Below are 16968 nucleotides of genomic sequence, written 5' to 3'. Positions count from 1 at the left end.
AAGTGGTTAAACATTTGTGTTGCGTAAACTGCTTGATTGTCAACAGGAAGGTGTGCCAGCACTTTCCTGTTTTTTATTGTGGTATCCGGTTTTTCGTTTCTTTGTTATGTTTTAGTTTAATTAGTTGCCGTTCAGCAACTTCGTCCTCAGCCGCGGGTCTTCGTTTTTCCGTTTCGTAAGAGATCGGCGTTGTTAAGGATAACAGTTTTAAAACTTCATCCAGCCGCTCGTCCATAAAGGTGGCGTGAAATGTATATTCCAGCAGTTCGGGGTCAGCTACGTCAAAATCAACATTGTACCACCGGCTTAGCCGTTTCACAACCACATCGAGGCTTTCATTCCGGAACACGAGCTTGCCTTTTGTCCATGCCGTATATTGGGAGGCGTCTACTTGTTTCAGAATTACCTTGCCGGAGGCCAGACTGATGGTTAGTTGTTGGTCAGGTTCGAGTACTGCCAGCTTATTTCCCGATTTGGACGAAACCTGCACCTTTCCCGATTGTAAAACAACTTCTTCGTTTGGGTCGTCGTCGTAGGCAATGACGTTAAAAGTGGTCCCCATTACCTTAATATCCAGCGTTTTTGTTAAAACATGAAATGGTTTCCCGTTATGTGCCACATCAAAACAGGCCTCGCCGACCAGATTGATCTGACGGTTTTGTTTAAACGCAAGAGGGTATTTTAACACCGATCCGTTATTCAAGAAGCCGGAGGTGCCATCGGGTAACACGAAGTGGGTTTTCCCGCTAAGCGGGCTCCTGATTTCGGCGTAAGCGTCGGTTTCGTTTTCCAACCGGTCGGCATACCAATAGGCCAGAAACGACAACAACAAAGGGATAAATATAATGGCAGCGACGCGCTGTATCCATTGAAACCGCGATAAACGGATTGCTTTTTTATTCTCCTCGAGATGCAACTGGTGGTGAATCCGGTGCAGCATGTTGTCAAAGGGTTCATCCTGACGATCATCCGCCGGATCAAATTCCATCCAGTGTTCCTCCAGCATTTTTTTTAATTCTTCCCGGTCTTCTTTTGCCGAAAATTGCCGGTGAACCTCTTGGTAATCGTTCCTCGAACAGTTACCGGTGAAGAAACGTTGTAAGATGTCCTTTGAAATTTTCATCCCCTAAGTGCAGCGTTGAAACAAGTGATGATTCCAAAACAGGAAGATGACACTTCCGCTACTGATAAGTAATAGGGCAGAGAAATTATTTTCCCATAGTCTGCCTGAAATTTTTTTTTGAAGACCCGGAATGGGTTGCCTGCTTATTTTTTTACAAACAGGAAAAAGAATAAGAGACCGGCAATGTGTTCTTCAGATAATCCTTCTTTTATTTTTTTCATGGCTTCGGTGATGTGGTTTTCCACCGTTTTTGGAGAGATATTCAGCTCTTCTGCAATTTCATTCAGGGATTTACCCTCCTTTTTACGAAGAATAAAAACCTGGCGTTGCCGGGCCGGTAACTGATGGATCAGCCCGTCAACCAATTCGAGCAACGATTGGTAGTTGATGCGTTCATCCATCTCGTTGGTGAATGAAACCGACGATTCGACCAGTTGGTTGAGGTATTTTCGCTCGTTGGCCAGTTTTAAAAATAACTCCTGGATGTGATTGAAAGCAATTTTAAACAGGTAAGCTTTAAACGATAATTCCGGGTTTAACCCTTCCCGGTTTTTCCAGATTTTAAGAAAGACCTCCTGTACCACTTCCTCGGCTTCAGGTTTCGATTTCAAATAACCCAGTGCAAAATATACAAGCGTTTGCCATACATCCTGAAAATGGCGTCAAATGCCTGCGCGTCTCCTTTCTTCATGGCAAGCACCCGGCTACTCTCTGTATTTTCTTTTGATCCGGTCAAGGTTTCAGGTTATGGCAGCGAATATAACAGAATTAACGTTAAGACGGATTATGCCGGTAATAAGTTATCAACAGTATTTGCCTGTTTGGGTTAAACTGAATAAATTTTGCGAAGTTTGCAACACAATGTCCGGAGACTTATTTGCCGATGTAATACTGCCCCTGCCCCTTGGTGATCAGTTCACCTACCGGGTGCCGCCCGCCTTTCAATCTAAAATTAAAGTTGGCGTTCGGGTGATTGTTCAATTTGGCGCCCGCAAGTTTTTTTCGGCCCTGGTTTACCGTCTTCATGCCGAAATACCTGCCGGCTCGTTCGATATGAAGGATATTGATGCCATTTTGGATGAAGAACCCATTGTTACGCCGGCCCAATTGATTTTATGGGAATGGATGGTCAGCTACTATTGCTGCACCCTGGGCGAAGTGTACAAGGCCGCCCTGCCGTCGGCTTTAAAACTGGAAAGCCAGACCCGGATCAGTTTTAACCCGAATAGCAAGCTGCCGGTTGATTTGTCGGGCGAAGAAGAAGCCCTGCTGCAGATGTTGCAGGACCGGGGGCAATCGAGCATCCAGGATATTAACCGTTTTTTGGGGAAACGGTCGGCTTTGGCAAGCCTGAAGATTTTGCTCGAAAAGAACACCATCGTGGTTGAAGAAAAGCTGGAAGAAAGCTACCGGCCCAAAACGGCCTCTTTTATCTATCTTCACGCTCATACGCTCACCGAACCGGCTATTGGAGAAGCGCTCGAAAACCTGAAAAAAGCAAAGAAACAGTTGGCCTTGTTCAATTTTTTTCTGGCAGAAACAATTTATAACGACCAGCCCAAAACAACGATTGCCCGGAAAGACCTGCTGGAACGAAGCGGATCGAACGAAGGGGTGCTGCGTATGCTGATTGAAAAGAATATCCTGCGTTCGGAAGAAATTGAAATTGGGCGGTTGGATTTTTCGTATGATCAGGAACAGGTGATTTTTGATTTAAACGAAGCGCAACAAACAACGCTGGATCAAATCATGGAGCAGCGGTCAGGCAAAAAGCCGGTCTTGCTGTATGGAATCACATCGAGCGGCAAAACCGAAATCTACATCAAGCTGATTGAAGAACAACTGGAAAAAGGAAACCAGGTGCTTTACCTCGTACCCGAAATTGGGTTAACTACCCAACTCATCAGCCGTATGAAGCGGGCTTTCGGCGACAAAGCCGGAATTTATCACTCGCGTTTTAACGATGCCGAGCGGGTTGAAATCTGGTTCAATACCCTTCACGAAAAAAAGCATTCCTTTCAAATTGTATTGGGCGCCCGTTCCGCAGTTTTCCTGCCGTTCCGCAAACTTGGGCTGATCATCGTGGACGAAGAGCACGAAAACAGTTATAAACAGTTTGACCCCGCTCCCCGCTACAATGCCCGCGATGTAGCCGTGGTGCTGGGGCAAATTCACCAGGCCCAGGTGATTATGGGTACTGCCACGCCCTCGTTCGAAAGTTATTTTAACGCGAAAACCGGCAAATACGAGCTGGTTGAATTAACGGAGCGTTTTTTGAATATCAGCCTCCCGGAAATCGTAATCGCTGACGTCCGCCAGGCTACCCGCCGGAAACAAATGAAATCGTTGCTGAGTCCGCAATTGTACGACGAAATCAATAATGCCCTGACAAACGGCGAACAGGTAATCGTGTTCCAGAACCGCCGCGGGTTTGCCCCGTACCTGCAATGCACTGCCTGCGGCTGGATTCCCAAGTGCCGCCATTGCGATGTCAGCCTGACCTACCATAAACAGCGTTCGGCACTGATTTGTCATTATTGCGGCCATACAGAACCGCTGCCTGCTACCTGCGGCGAATGTCATTCCGAAGATGTTCGCACCCGTGGTTTTGGCACCGAAAAAATTGAAGAAGAGTTGGCCCTGATTTTCCCCGATGCCCGGATTGCCCGGATGGATATGGATACAACGCGTGCCAAGAGAGCCTATGAACGACTGATTTACCAGTTTGAAAATAAGCAGATTGATATTCTTGCCGGTACGCAAATGGTCACCAAGGGACTCGATTTTGAACATGTGAGCGTGGTAGGCATTCTCGATGCCGATCAGTTGCTGAATTATCCCGACTTTCGTTCCTTCGAGCGTTCTTACCAGCTCATGACACAAGTGAGCGGACGTGCCGGGAGGAAAAACAAGCAGGGGAAGGTGATTATTCAAACCAGTCAACCCAAACACCAGGTACTCCACGACGTGGTTGCCAACAATTTTCAGCAATTGTTCAACGTCCAGATGGCCGAACGAAAGCTGTTTAAATACCCGCCATACTACCGTCTGGTGAAGATTGTTATCAAACACAAAAACCAGGAACGGCTAAACCTGGCTGCCAGTCATCTGGGAACCCGGCTCCGTAAACTTTTTGGATTGAATATGCTGGGACCCGAGTATCCGGTTATCAGCCGCATCCAAAACTGGTATCAAAAGGAAATCTGGATCAAACTGGACCGTGACCATAAACTGGCCCAGTCAAAAAAACGGATCATGGATGAGATCAAACAGTTGAAATCTTTGCCTAATCACGCCAACCTGGTTGTTTATGCCGATGTTGATCCGATGTAAGCTTGCTTATCCGGTTCGGGGAGAAGGGGTTCATCCTCAAAAGAAAACAGCATAACAGAGAAGAAGCGGCATGGCTTTATGTCTTTGTAACATAATTTAACAAACGACTGTATTTTAGAATCTCAAATTTTATACTTTTGTACCGCACGATAAAATTTGAACATCGGAAAATAAGTGGAATGAAATTTCCGTCATTTTCTACATTAAAATATTAACTTTGGAACTCAGCAAAAATCAGGAATAATCACATGGGAAAAGTTATTGCACTCGCTAATCAAAAAGGAGGAGTCGGAAAGACAACAACAGCCATCAACCTGGCCGCCAGTCTGGCTGTTTTGGAAAAAAAGGTGCTGATAATCGATGCTGATCCGCAAGCCAATGCTACCTCCGGGATCGGGTTTGACGTGAAAAATGTAAAAACAAGCATTTACGAATGTATTGTTGACGATCTGGATCCCCGGAAAATCATCCTCAATTCAGAAATCAACGGGATGGATCTGATCCCTTCGCATATTGATTTGGTTGGGGCCGAAATTGAAATGCTTAATTTGCCCAATCGTGAAAAAGTGTTGTCAACCGTCATCGAAAAGATCCGCGATGAATACGATTTTATTCTGATCGATTGCTCGCCGTCGCTGGGCCTGATCACGGTGAATGCGTTGACTGCTGCTGATTCGATCATTATCCCGGTTCAGTGTGAATATTTCGCGCTCGAAGGATTGGGAAAACTCTTAAACACGATTAAAATCATTCAAACCCGGTTAAACCCGGAGCTTGAAATTGAAGGATTTTTACTGACCATGTACGACTCCCGGCTCAACCTGTCGAACCAGGTTTTAGAAGAAGTCCGTACCCACTTTGGCGATATGGTTTTTGAAACCCTGATCACCAGGAACATCAAATTGAGCGAGGCGCCAAGTTACGGGATGCCCGCCGTGCTGTACGATGCCAGTTCAAGAGGAGCAACAAGCTACATGGACCTGGCCCGCGAAATCTTACAGAAAAACGATTTGACTAAGATTAAGAATTCAGAAAAAATAATTGAATAAAGATTCGAAGATATTATGGCTAAAAGGAATGCATTGGGCAGAGGTTTAGGAGCATTAATTGACGATGCAGATAACCAAAAAGAACATGGCCCGTCAATCAATGAAATCCCTGTTGAAAATATTGAAGCCAATCCCTTTCAACCACGAACAAAATTCGACGAAACCGCACTGAATGAGTTAGCCGAATCGATCCGTAAAATTGGCATTATCCAGCCCATTACCCTGCGGAAAACCGATGGCGACAAATACCAGATCATTGCCGGGGAACGCCGTTTTAGAGCATCAAAAATTGCCGGGCTGAAAACCGTGCCCGCTTATATCCGTGTTGCCGAAGACGAGGGTATGCTTGAGATGGCCCTGGTTGAAAACATTCAGCGGGAAGATTTGGATGCGATTGAAATCGCCCTTTCGTACCAACGCCTGATTGAAGAATGCAAACTGACACAGGAAACATTGAGCGAACGTGTCGGTAAAAAGCGTTCAACCATATCCAATTACCTGCGTTTACTGAAATTGCCGACCTTAATTCAGAAAGGCATTATCGATAAAACCATTTCCATGGGCCATGCCCGGGCCTTGGTCAACATCCCCAATCCTGAAGATCAGCTGTCGATCTACGAACTGGTTCTGACCGAGGACCTTTCAGTCAGAAAGGTGGAAGATCTGGTCCGCAACCTCGAAAACGGATCAGAAAAGCAGGAGGAAAAACCGGAACCGGAAGTAAAGGAAAAATACCCCGCCGAATACGGAGAGCTGAAGGAACACCTGAGCAATTTCTTCCGCACGAAAGTCGATTTTTCGCTGAATAACAAGGGAAAAGGTAAGATTGTGATTCCGTTTGGGTCGACCAAAGACCTGGAACGGATTATGGGTATCCTGGACAAACTGAATGGCTAAACGACAATAAAAAGAAACAGAATTGACGCATTTTATAAAAGCCATCCTATTAATCCTGTTTCTTTCAGCAGGATTTTGTGCTTCTGCCCAGGAACAATCAGCTGCAGACAGCCTGGTGGCTTCATTCGTAAAACCGCAACATTCGGCGCGGAAAGCAACCATTTATTCGGCTGTTTTGCCAGGTCTGGGTCAAATTTACAACAAGAAATACTGGAAAGTTCCGTTAGTATACGGAGGCTTTGCCGCTTTTGGCTATTGGATTGACTGGAACAACGATTATTATGTGCTGTACAAGCAGGCTTATGCCGATATTGTTGACCAGGATCCCAACACCAATTCGTTTATGGATTTGAATATTGAAGGGCATTGGGACTTTACCAACGCCAGCCATGTTCAGCAGTTCACGACCAGGCTAAAAAACGCCAAAGAGGCTACCCGCAGAAACCGGGACCTCTTAATTATTTCAACGGCAGCATTTTATGCCATTAATATCATTGATGCTTCCGTTGATGCACATTTTTTTAATTTTGATATCAGTGATGATCTGACGTTTAACTGGACTCCGGGTCCGGTATTCTGCGGAAATCAACCACTGGCCGGGATTCATGTAAGTTTTAGATTTTAAGAAAAATGGAGATGATGAGAAAAACCCTGATATTGTTGATGATCTTAAGTTTGAATGCAGGATATGTATTCAGTGAAAATGAAGATAAGGACCCCATTAAACAGGTGAGACGCATTGAAGTAGTTGAATTGGATACCCTGGGTTATCAGTCTGTTTTTGTCAATCCCGACGAAAACCTGAACGACCTGTTTGGAGAACAAATCGACAGTTTACTCAATTCGTGGTATATCCAGAATACCTTTGCCATCGACATTAGCAGTGAAGCGATTGAAGGAGCATCATCGATCGTATCCCTGCCGGATTCGGTGTACATCCAGCGCTTACAGTCGATCGATTCATTCATCGATTTATCGTTCAACAAGACCGTAAAAAACTTCATTGAATTATACACCCACCGAAAACGGGAACTGACCGAAGTGATGCTTGGCCTGTCGGCTTATTATTTTCCGATGTTTGAGGAATTACTGGACAAGCACGAAATGCCGATGGAACTGAAATACCTGCCGATCATCGAATCGGCCCTGAACCCGGTTGCCCGCTCGCGGGCCAATGCCGTGGGTTTATGGCAGTTTATGTACGGAACCGGGCGGATGTATAAACTCGAAATCGGCACCTTCATCGACGAGCGCCGCGACCCCGAAAAATCGTCTGAGGCCGCGGTGAAATACCTCAAAGACCTATACAAAATTTACAATAACTGGCACCTGGTGATTGCCGCCTACAATTGCGGCCCCGGAAATGTGAATAAGGCCATCCGGCGTTCAGGCGGCGCGCGCGATTACTGGACCATTTATTATAACCTCCCGCGCGAAACAAGGGGTTATGTTCCGGCTTTTATTGCGGCAGCTTACGTGATGAACCACTACCAGCAACATGGCTTGCAGCCGCGTTATCCTGATTTTCCGATTGCTACCGATACCCTTCATGTATTCGATTATTTGCACTTTAATCAGGTGGCCTCGGTTTTGGATGTGCCGGTTGAAGCTTTGCAGGCCCTGAACCCCCAGTACCGGATGAACATTATCCCTGCCCGGGCCGCTAAGCCTTACGTGCTCCGGATCCCGATTGAGAAGGTATCCACCTACGTCGATAAAGAAGAAGAAATATTTGCCTATAAGCGCCACGAATATTTCCCGAACAATGAAATTCTGGTTCCCAAAGAACACCAACACTACGTGGCTTCCGACATACAGGGAAAAGATAAGGTGTTATACACGGTTAAGTCGGGTGATAACCTGGGGTATATTTCGCAATGGTTTCGGGTAAGCGTCAGTAACCTGCGCTACTGGAACAACATTAACAACAACATGATCCGTGTCGGACAAAAACTGGCTATTTACGTGCCACAGGGACAAGGCGAGCATTATGCCAGTTTAAACAGCATGTCGCTTAGCCAGAAACAGGATTTTGCCAAAAAAGCCCCGGTAACAAAAGCTACCACGGCCAGCGCGAATGTGACTTACGACCCGTCGGGCATTGTTTATTACACGGTCCGCAAGGGCGATACCTTATGGTCGATTGCCCGGCAGTTTCCCGGTGTTTCGAACCAGGAAATCATGAGACTGAACAACATGCAAAATGCCAATGTGCTGAAGGTCGGGCAAAAATTAAAGATCCAACCTAAAAGTTAACCACGATGAATAATTTCAGGCATACGTTACAGGTATTTTCCGTTAGCATTTTATTAGTGATCGTGTGCGGAAATATTCCGGCCTGTTCTCAGGTTCAGAAAAACGGCAACAATCCCGGTCTGGATAAACAGGTGAGGGATTTTCTGGAAGACAGCAAAAATACATGGCGCGACATGAATGTGCCGGAATCGGACGGTCAGCTTTTGTACGATATTATCGTAAAAAATAATTACAAAAATGCCGTTGAGATCGGAACGTCCACGGGGCATTCGGGTATATGGATTGCCTGGGCGCTGAGTAAAACAGGCGGTAAACTGATTACTGTTGAGATCGATAAAAGAAGATACGTGGAAGCATTGGCAAATTTTAAAAAAGCCGGTCTGTTAAATTACATTGATGCGCGGCTTGCCGATGCTCATGAACTGGTGCCGGCATTGGAAGGCCCGTTTGATTTTGTTTTCAGCGATGCGGATAAAAGCTGGTATATCAATTATTTTAAGGATCTGGATCCAAAACTTTCGGTTGGAGCATGTTTTGTGACCCACAATGTCAACCGCCACAACAACTTTCATTTTTACGAGTACGTCAGCAAACTTCCAAATTACGAGACCACCCTCGACGACCGGGGGGCCGGCGTGGCCATCAGCTACAAAAAAGCGAAGTAGCCTGAAACAACGGAGATAGAGTCTGTTAACTGTCTGTACGAATACGGGATGGGTTGTGAACTACCTGTCAGCACTTCACCTCCATTTATACAAATGCGACTGCGACTGTTTCAGATCCGTCAGGTGTAGATACCTTACCGGAACGGACTTTCCGGTCGAAAGCGGAAACCCCAAGATGGGATAAGCCGGGATTTTAGTAGCTGAGTTTCTCCATCCGGCTGGCATCCAGACGTAAAAAAATAAACAACAAAATGGTGAATGACCAGAGCGATGAACCGCCGTAACTGAAAAAGGGGAGCGGAATGCCGATAACGGGAGCCAAACCTATGGTCATCCCGATATTAACGGAAATGTGGAAAAACAGGATGCAGGCCACACTATACCCGTAAACCCGGCTAAAGACTGACCGCTGGCGCTCTGCCATGAAAATAAGCCGGATCAGCAGGGCCATAAATAACAGGATAACGACCGTTGTCCCGGCAAAACCCCACTCTTCGCCGACAGTACAAAAGATAAAGTCGGTACTTTGTTCGGGTACAAAATCGAATTTGGTTTGGGTTCCGTTTAGGAATCCTTTCCCCATGAAGCCGCCGGACCCGATAGCAATCTTCGATTGATTGACATTGTACCCAACACCCAGGGGATCGGAATGGATGCCAAGCAATTCATTGATCCGGTCTTGGTGATGTTGACCCAGTACGTTGTTAAAAACGTAATCTACTGAGAAGGTTATCCCGATGAGCATCAGGTAAACTCCAAGAATGATCAACACTTGCCTCATCCGGTTCTTTAAGGCATAAACCGCGAAGATAAACGTGGAAACCACACAAGACAGAATCAGTAGTTTTGTGGTGGAAAAGGTAGTCTTTGCCAGGTAATTACCCAGCCATAGCAATGCAAAGGCAGTCGAGGAAATGGCTAAAGCCTTCACACCGTTCCAGAAGGGGTAGCGGGTGAAATAATAAGACAGCAGTGCTCCCAATGTCAGGATAATAACGGTGTGAAACGGACTAAATACAAGGGTTAGAACAAAGACCCCGGCCACCAGAAATCCTGAAAACAGGATGATCCCGGACAGACCTTCACGGTATAAGACCAGGATAAATACGGCAAACACCAGGGCCGAACCGGTATCGTTTTGAAGCAGAATGAGAGCGACCGGTATGAACAGGATTCCGGCAATGGCCACCATCGACTTGACATCAGTCATTCTGAAATGATAAGAACTGCAAAATTTGGCCAGGGCAAGCGCTGTTGTCACCTTGACAAATTCGGCCGGTTGAATCGCGAATCCGCCAAGTTGGAACCATGAACGCGAGCCTTTCACTTCGGTTCCCAAAAACAAAACCCCGATCAGGATCAAGATGGATAAGGCATAAAAAAGGTATGCAAAAGAAACATAGAATTTACTGTCGAAAATAACCAGAGTAGCGGCCAGTAAAAAAGCTGTAATAATCCAGATTAACTGTTTCCCGTACCGTTGGCTCATATCGGCCATGCTACTGTGATCTTCGTTGTAAACAGCTGCATAAATATTCAGCCAGCCCAGGATCACCAGGATGAAGTAAAGACCGATCGTCAACCAGTCGAGATTAAGCCATATGTTATTTCTGCTTGCCACTATTTGGGTTGAATTGGATTTAATAAATTCGCATCAAACATGCGTTGTTCAATTAATTTCCGGTTATTGGCTGTAACGGTTCCGTTCAGGTATTTCTCAATAATCAGGCTGGCAACCGGGGCAGCATGCCGGGCTCCCCATACGCCAAACTCGATAAAAACGGCAATCGCAATTTGGGGGTCGTCTTTTGGCGCGAAAGCGATGAAGGCTGAATGGTCTGAACCATGTGGGTTTTGGATCGTTCCTGTTTTCCCGCAAATGCTGATGCCTTCAACGTGGGCGGTGTAACGGGTGTTGGTAAAGTCAACCACCTGTTGCATGCCTTCGATGACCGTTTCGAAATGATCGGCGCTGACTGTGCTGTTTTTTCGTTCGAACGGCAGTTGATTGACTGTCCCGTCTTTATCGGCTACCGATCGGATCAGGTGCGGCTCAATATAATATCCCCGGTTGGCAATGACGGTAACCATGTTGGCCATTTGCAGGGGGGTAATAATGATTTCTCCCTGCCCGATTGATAATGAACGGATGGTTAAGGCATTCCACCTTTTTTGGCCGAAATAGCGGTCGTAATAGGACGAGTTGGGAATGTTGCCGGTGGATTGTCCGTAAAATTCGGTTCCCAGGGTTTCGCCCAGTCCAAAACTTTTGATATGCGACTGCCATTTATTGTATCCTTGCTCAGCTGTCGGGTATTTCGCGATGATTGACCGGAAGGTATTCCAGAAATAGGGATTACACGATTCGCGGATCGCGCTTTTTAGGCTGATCGGGCTTTCGTGGTTGTGGGTACAGCGTATCGGGCTCGAAGCCGTGCCATGACAACTGACGCTGGTTTGTTCCGTGATCGCCCCTTCTTCAAGGGCGATTAAGGCATTCAGCGTTTTAAAAGTAGAGCCCGGCGAATAGGCGGCGGAGATAGCCCGGTTGGTCAGTGGTTTCAGGCTGTCTCCCAGCAGGATCTGGTAGTTGCCGGAGCGTTCGCGGCCAACCAGCAGGTTGGGGTCGTAGGCCGGGCCACTGTAGTAACACAGAATTTCACCCGTTTTTGGTTCAATGGCAACCACGGCCCCGCGTTTGTTCTGCATCAGTTGCTCGGCATAACGCTGCAAGTCGCTGTCGATGGTCGAAATGAGATTTTTCCCCAATACCGAAATCGTATCGCTTTTACCTTCGCGGTATGCGCCTTTAATCCGGTTATGTACATCGACCAGGAAAAAGTTAACGCCTTTGGTGCCGCGTAATTCCTTCTCGTAAGTACGTTCGATCCCGGTGATCCCGATGTAATCGCCCTGTGCATAATATGGGTCTTTTTCGATCGCGGCCTTATCAACTTCGCCAACATAACCAAGCATGTGGGCTGCAATTTTCTGAGGGTATTCTCTAAGCGTGCGGCTTTGTGCAAAAAAGCCGGGAAATTTGAACAGTTTTTCCTGTAAAACGGCATAAACTTCGGGTGAAATCTGTTTTATCACCACCGACGGTTTGTACCGCGAGTATTTTTTTGCCTTTTTAATCCCGTCAATCAGTTCCGATTGATCGACTTTCAGTATTTTGCAAAGCCCGGTGGTGTCAAAAGCCGTCAGTTCGCGCGGCGTGACCAACAAGTCGTAAGCCGCCTTATTGTAAACCAACAACTTTCCGTTCCGGTCATAAATCAATCCACGGGCGGGGTAGTTGATCACCCGCCGCAGCACATTTCGGGTGGCATATTGCTTGTACGAACTTTCTAAAACCTGAAGAGAAAAAAGTTTCGTGATAAAGACAATCGCGACGACTAAAAAGATGGCTCCTAAGATGTATTTTCGCTTGGCAAACTTGTCCACTTCACTTACTCCTTATAAATCAGAAACTGACTGAGAATGATTAACACGATTGAAAAAGCCGAGCTTAGGCTGCTTCGGAAAAAGGTAAAGATAAATCCTTTCAGGGTAAAAACCTCGATGTAGAAGAGGAAGAAATGGTGAGCCAGCACCAGAACCAGCGTATAGCGGAAAAACCATCGGAGTCCGAGGTGCGATATCCGGGGCGAAGCGTTTATCTCGAGTACATCGCGCGGCGATATCAGGTTGATGACCAGCGGGCGCAGGAATGCTAAAAAAGTAGTTGCCGAAGCATGTATTCCCAGGGTATTGCTGAAAATATCGATGGTGAGTCCCGTAAGGAAACCTAAAAACAGCAGCAGGTATTTGGGGGTATCAAAGGGGAGCAGCAGGATAAACATGATATACAAAAACGGGTTGATGTACCCGCTTATTTGGATGTGATTGAGCAGCAATACCTGTAAAAGGATCAGTACGGCCCACATAAAAACATATTGTACAAATCTGCTACTCATCCTGGTTGTTTTCCTGTAAATTGATGATTTCGTCCAGGTGTTTGTTTTTCACCACCTGTACATGGGTCAGGGTCATAAAATTAGTTGACAACCTGACATCAATGTCATAAAAGTTAGCCCCGCTTTCGTGGGTGAAATAGTCGATGTATCCAATCAGCATTCCTTCGGGAAAAACAGATGAAAACCCGCTGGTGACGATGGTGTCGCCAACAACCATTTCAACATGAAAGGGGATTTCATTCAGCGACGCATGGTGGTGGTCAATCCCATCCCAGGCTAACGACCCGAAGTTATTGTTTGCTTTAATTTTTGCAGACACCCGCCAGCGTTTATTCAGAAGCGTTGGCCCGGTAGAATAGTTGTCGGATACATAGGTAATGATTCCGACGATCCCTTCAGGCCCGATAATCCCCATTTCCGGTTCAATGCCGTGCTTCCGGCCTTTGTTCAGGGTGATGTAATTGTATTGTTTATTCACGGAGTTGTTGACAACTTTAGCCGGGATAAATTGGTATCGGATGCTGTCGGTTGTCATGTAATCCCTTACCCGTGCCGTATCAGCAATCAGGTAGGCCTGTAATTGGCTTTTTAGCCGGGCATTTTCATCGGCCAGTTCGGCGTTTATTTTTTGCAGTTTAAAGAAATTGAAAACGGCATGATAACTTTCGTAAATACCGGCTGTCAGGTGATTGCTCGAATTTAAAAATTGTACCTTCTGATAATTATTGTAATTGACGATCAGAACCAGGCAGACTGATTCCAAGGCCAGAAAAAGCAGGAAAAAATAGTTTCGTGCAAGAAAGCGAAACAAACTTCTCATTTACAGGAAAGTTTGTCCCCTTCCGGCCAGGATTACCTGATCAGGAAGGAGAATTTATCAATATTTTTTAGCGCAATCCCTGTGCCTCGCGCCACTGCCCGCAATGGATCTTCGGCGACGTGGAAGGGGATGTTGATTTTTTCTGTTAAACGTTTGTCCAACCCGCGCAACAATGCTCCGCCGCCGGCCAGGTAAATGCCTTTGGTCACAATGTCGGAATAGAGTTCAGGCGGGGTTTGCTCGAGCGCGCTAAGGATAGCCGTCTCAATTTTAGAGATGGACTTTTCGAGGCAGTGTGAAATTTCCTGGTACGACACAGGCACCTCAATCGGCAGCGCCGTCATTTGGTTCGGTCCCTGCACAATATAATCGTTTGGCGGGTTCTCCAGTTGCGAGAGGGCCGAGCCTACATTGATTTTAATATCTTCGGCCGTGCGTTCGCCGATTTTGATGTTGTGCTGGTGCCGCATGTATTCCATGATGTCGGCTGTCAGGTCGTCGCCCGCAATACGAATGGATTTATTGGTGACAATACCTCCCAGCGAAATGACGGCAATCTCGGTAGTTCCGCCGCCAATATCAACTACCATGTGGCCTTCGGGGGCTTCCACATCGAGACCGATGCCGATTGCTGCCGCCATGGGTTCGTAAATCATGTACACTTCGCGTCCGCCGGCATGCTCCGACGAGTCGCGTACGGCGCGCAGCTCCACTTCCGTTGATCCGGAAGGAATACAGATGACAATTTTGAGGGCAGGGGAGAACAACCGGGACTTGGGATTGATCATTTTGATCATTCCTCTGATCATTTGTTCAGCTGCGTTGAAGTCTGCAATCACACCATCACGCAAGGGCCTGATGGTCTTCAGGTTTGCATGCGTTTTTCCCTGCATCTGACGCGCTTTTTCTCCTATCGCTACCAATTTATCCGTCTTCAGGTCGACGGTCACCACTGAAGGCTCATCCAAAACTATTTTATCATTCTGGATGATGATCGTGTTGGCCGTACCCAAGTCAATCGCAATCTCCTGAGTTAAAAATGAAAACAATCCCATGGGTTATATTCTCCTTAAATTTCAAAGGTATTATTTACAGACTATTCTTCGTTAAATTAATGTTTAAAATGACGACGTCCCGTGAAGAGCATAGCAATCCCGAATTCGTCGCATGCCTCTATCACTTCTTCATCACGGATACTTCCGCCCGGCTCAACAATGTATTTTACGCCAAATTCGTTGGCCGCTTCAATGCTGTCGCGAAACGGGAAAAATGCATCAGAGATCAGCACCGCTTCTTCAATCCTGATTCCTTCCTTCAGGTTAAAACGCGGGATGGTCAGTTGCCGGAGGCTGTCGAGCCTGTTGGGCTGTCCCATTCCGGCGCCCGTCAGCCAGAAAGAACCGTCGTTGTTTTCGGTTACCAGCGCGATAGCGTTACTTTTCAGGTGTTTGCAAGCAGTAATGCCAAACCGGGCAAGATTTAGTTTATGGTGGTCGAATTGAATTTTGGTGACATTTTTAAATTCAGCATCCATACCTTCGTCTTCGTCCTGCACTAACATGCCTCCACTAATGGAACGGTAAAGTTTTTCTCCTGTTGTTTCGGCTTTTGGCGGCGTTACCAGCAAGCGAAGGTTTTTCTTTTTTCCGAATACCTCAAGCGCTTCGGCAGTAAAATCGGGGGCAATAATAATTTCGACGAACTTTTTGCCAAACCAGTCCGCTACTTCTTTGGTAACCGGATCGGTAAAACAGATGATACTGCCGTAGGCACTGACCGGGTCTCCTTCCCAGGCGAGTTCCAGTGATTTCAAAATATTACCGGTAACGGCCAGGCCACAGGGGTTGAGGTGTTTAATCACTGAAACAGCCACCTTGTTTTCGATATGAGTTACGGCATGGTAAGCGTCGCTTGCCGATTTCCAGGCAGCATCGGCATCAAGCAGGTTGTTGTACGAAAGTTCTTTGCCTTGCAATACCTGTGCATTGGCCAGTGTGTCGGTTGAACCGGCATTGGCAAATTTATAAAAGGTTGCCGACTGGTGTGGGTTTTCGCCGTAACGCAATACCTGCCCGTCGTTCAGGCTGATTCGGTTCTTATCGGTGATACCGCCGTTAAAGTAATTGAAAATCGCCGAATCATAATGGGAAGAGGTTGCAAATGCCTCGCGGGCAAAGGCTTTCCGGTCGTTCAACGAACTGGCCCCGTTTTTCTCGTTCAGCAGGTCGATAAACTTATCGTACTGATCGCGTGAAGATAGGATAATTACGTCGTTGAAATTTTTGGCTGCTCCGCGGATCAACGAAATTCCGCCGATATCAATTTTTTCAATAATGTCTTCTTCGGCAGCGCCGGATGATACGGTTTCTTCGAAGGGATACAGGTCAACAATCACCAAATCAATTTCCGGGATTTCATACTGCATAATTTGCTGCTGGTCGCCCGGGTTGCCGCGCCGGTTCAGAATTCCTCCAAATACTTTCGGGTGCAGCGTTTTGACCCGTCCGCCAAGGATGGAGGGGTATCCGGTCAGATTCTCCACCGCGGTTACGTTTACGCCAAGATTTTCAATAAAAGATTGTGTTCCGCCTGTCGAGTAAATATGAACACCCAGTTCGTCCAGTTTCTTTACAATAACGTCAAGCTTGTCTTTATGATAAACAGAGATCAATGCCGATTTGATCTTTTTTAAGTCACTCATTTATAGTTCTTTAAGATTGATGCACAAAGATAGTAAAAACGACTGATTTTTTTTTGTTTCCTAATCGTCATTTACTTATTTTCTTCGGGAAAATTAGAAAGAATTTTTATGCCTGAGAAGCGGGTTATAATCATTTTTTGAAAATTGGCGAAAATTTAAAGAACG

The 16968-nt window shown here is 46.3% G+C and carries 15 protein-coding genes; 6 read left to right on the top strand and 9 right to left on the bottom strand.

Translation table 11 applies throughout. The annotated features are described in order from the left end of the window. Positions 1-73: 73 nt before the first annotated feature. The 3 genes from AC6H3C_RS21240 to AC6H3C_RS21230 form a co-directional block, all read right to left on the bottom strand. Positions 74-1123 carry a FecR family protein gene (locus AC6H3C_RS21240; protein ID WP_497517554.1) on the bottom strand — a complete coding sequence of 350 codons (1050 nt, stop codon included), beginning with the start codon at positions 1121-1123 and terminating at the stop codon, positions 74-76. Positions 1124-1266: 143 nt separating this feature from the next. After that, positions 1267-1734 (bottom strand): RNA polymerase sigma factor, encoded by a 468-nt coding sequence (locus AC6H3C_RS21235; RefSeq protein ID WP_497517553.1) that lies wholly within the window; start codon positions 1732-1734, stop codon positions 1267-1269. Further along, positions 1731-1859 carry a hypothetical protein gene (locus AC6H3C_RS21230; RefSeq protein ID WP_497517552.1) on the bottom strand — a complete coding sequence of 43 codons (129 nt, stop codon included), beginning with the start codon at positions 1857-1859 and terminating at the stop codon, positions 1731-1733. The genes AC6H3C_RS21235 and AC6H3C_RS21230 overlap by 4 nt, the downstream gene beginning before the upstream one ends. Positions 1860-1984: 125 nt before the next feature. Between AC6H3C_RS21230 and priA the strand changes: the two genes are divergently transcribed. From priA to AC6H3C_RS21200, 6 genes are all read left to right on the top strand, one after another. Further along, complete coding sequence (gene priA, locus AC6H3C_RS21225; protein ID WP_497517551.1) at positions 1985-4456, top strand: replication restart helicase PriA; 2472 nt, start codon at positions 1985-1987, stop codon at positions 4454-4456. Positions 4457-4704: 248 nt separating this feature from the next. After that, positions 4705-5505: a ParA family protein gene (locus AC6H3C_RS21220; RefSeq protein WP_423130537.1), complete on the top strand. Its 801-nt coding sequence runs from the start codon at positions 4705-4707 to the stop codon at positions 5503-5505. A gap of 15 nt (positions 5506-5520) precedes the next feature. After that, on the top strand, positions 5521-6402 hold the full coding sequence (locus tag AC6H3C_RS21215) for a ParB/RepB/Spo0J family partition protein (protein WP_497517550.1): 882 nt from the start codon (positions 5521-5523) through the stop codon (positions 6400-6402). Between the two features lie 22 nt (positions 6403-6424). Beyond that, complete coding sequence (locus AC6H3C_RS21210; RefSeq protein ID WP_497517549.1) at positions 6425-7027, top strand: DUF5683 domain-containing protein; 603 nt, start codon at positions 6425-6427, stop codon at positions 7025-7027. Between the two features lie 11 nt (positions 7028-7038). After that, positions 7039-8658: a lytic transglycosylase domain-containing protein gene (locus AC6H3C_RS21205; protein WP_497517548.1), complete on the top strand. Its 1620-nt coding sequence runs from the start codon at positions 7039-7041 to the stop codon at positions 8656-8658. Positions 8659-8663: 5 nt separating this feature from the next. Continuing rightward, the gene (locus AC6H3C_RS21200) at positions 8664-9323 is read left to right on the top strand and encodes an O-methyltransferase (RefSeq protein WP_497517547.1); all 660 of its coding nucleotides are present in this window, start codon (positions 8664-8666) and stop codon (positions 9321-9323) included. A gap of 193 nt (positions 9324-9516) precedes the next feature. On the opposite strand, the gene rodA is transcribed toward AC6H3C_RS21200, so the two are convergent. The 6 genes from rodA to purH are packed head-to-tail and all read right to left on the bottom strand — an operon-like array spanning position 9517 to position 16803. Beyond that, on the bottom strand, positions 9517-10944 hold the full coding sequence (gene rodA, locus AC6H3C_RS21195; RefSeq protein ID WP_497517546.1) for a rod shape-determining protein RodA: 1428 nt from the start codon (positions 10942-10944) through the stop codon (positions 9517-9519). Next, positions 10944-12770, bottom strand: coding sequence for a penicillin-binding protein 2 (gene mrdA, locus AC6H3C_RS21190; protein WP_497517545.1), 1827 nt, complete (start codon positions 12768-12770; stop codon positions 10944-10946). Before mrdA ends, rodA begins: the two co-directional genes overlap by 1 nt. Before the next feature lie 5 nt (positions 12771-12775). Further along, positions 12776-13282 carry a rod shape-determining protein MreD gene (locus tag AC6H3C_RS21185; protein WP_497517544.1) on the bottom strand — a complete coding sequence of 169 codons (507 nt, stop codon included), beginning with the start codon at positions 13280-13282 and terminating at the stop codon, positions 12776-12778. Next, a complete protein-coding gene (mreC, locus tag AC6H3C_RS21180) occupies positions 13275-14102 on the bottom strand; it encodes a rod shape-determining protein MreC (protein ID WP_497517543.1) in 828 nt (275 codons plus the stop codon). Before mreC ends, AC6H3C_RS21185 begins: the two co-directional genes overlap by 8 nt. A gap of 32 nt (positions 14103-14134) precedes the next feature. Further along, a complete protein-coding gene (locus tag AC6H3C_RS21175) occupies positions 14135-15157 on the bottom strand; it encodes a rod shape-determining protein (protein WP_423130546.1) in 1023 nt (340 codons plus the stop codon). Between the two features lie 56 nt (positions 15158-15213). Beyond that, positions 15214-16803, bottom strand: a complete 1590-nt coding sequence (purH, locus tag AC6H3C_RS21170) for a bifunctional phosphoribosylaminoimidazolecarboxamide formyltransferase/IMP cyclohydrolase (protein WP_497517542.1) — start codon at positions 16801-16803, stop codon at positions 15214-15216. Positions 16804-16968: the final 165 nt, after the last annotated feature.

The sequence above is a fragment of the Gaoshiqia sp. US2 genome (genome assembly GCF_059705485.1).
Note: the sequence above shows the minus strand (reverse complement) of the source record. Positions and strands in the feature narration are given on the sequence as shown.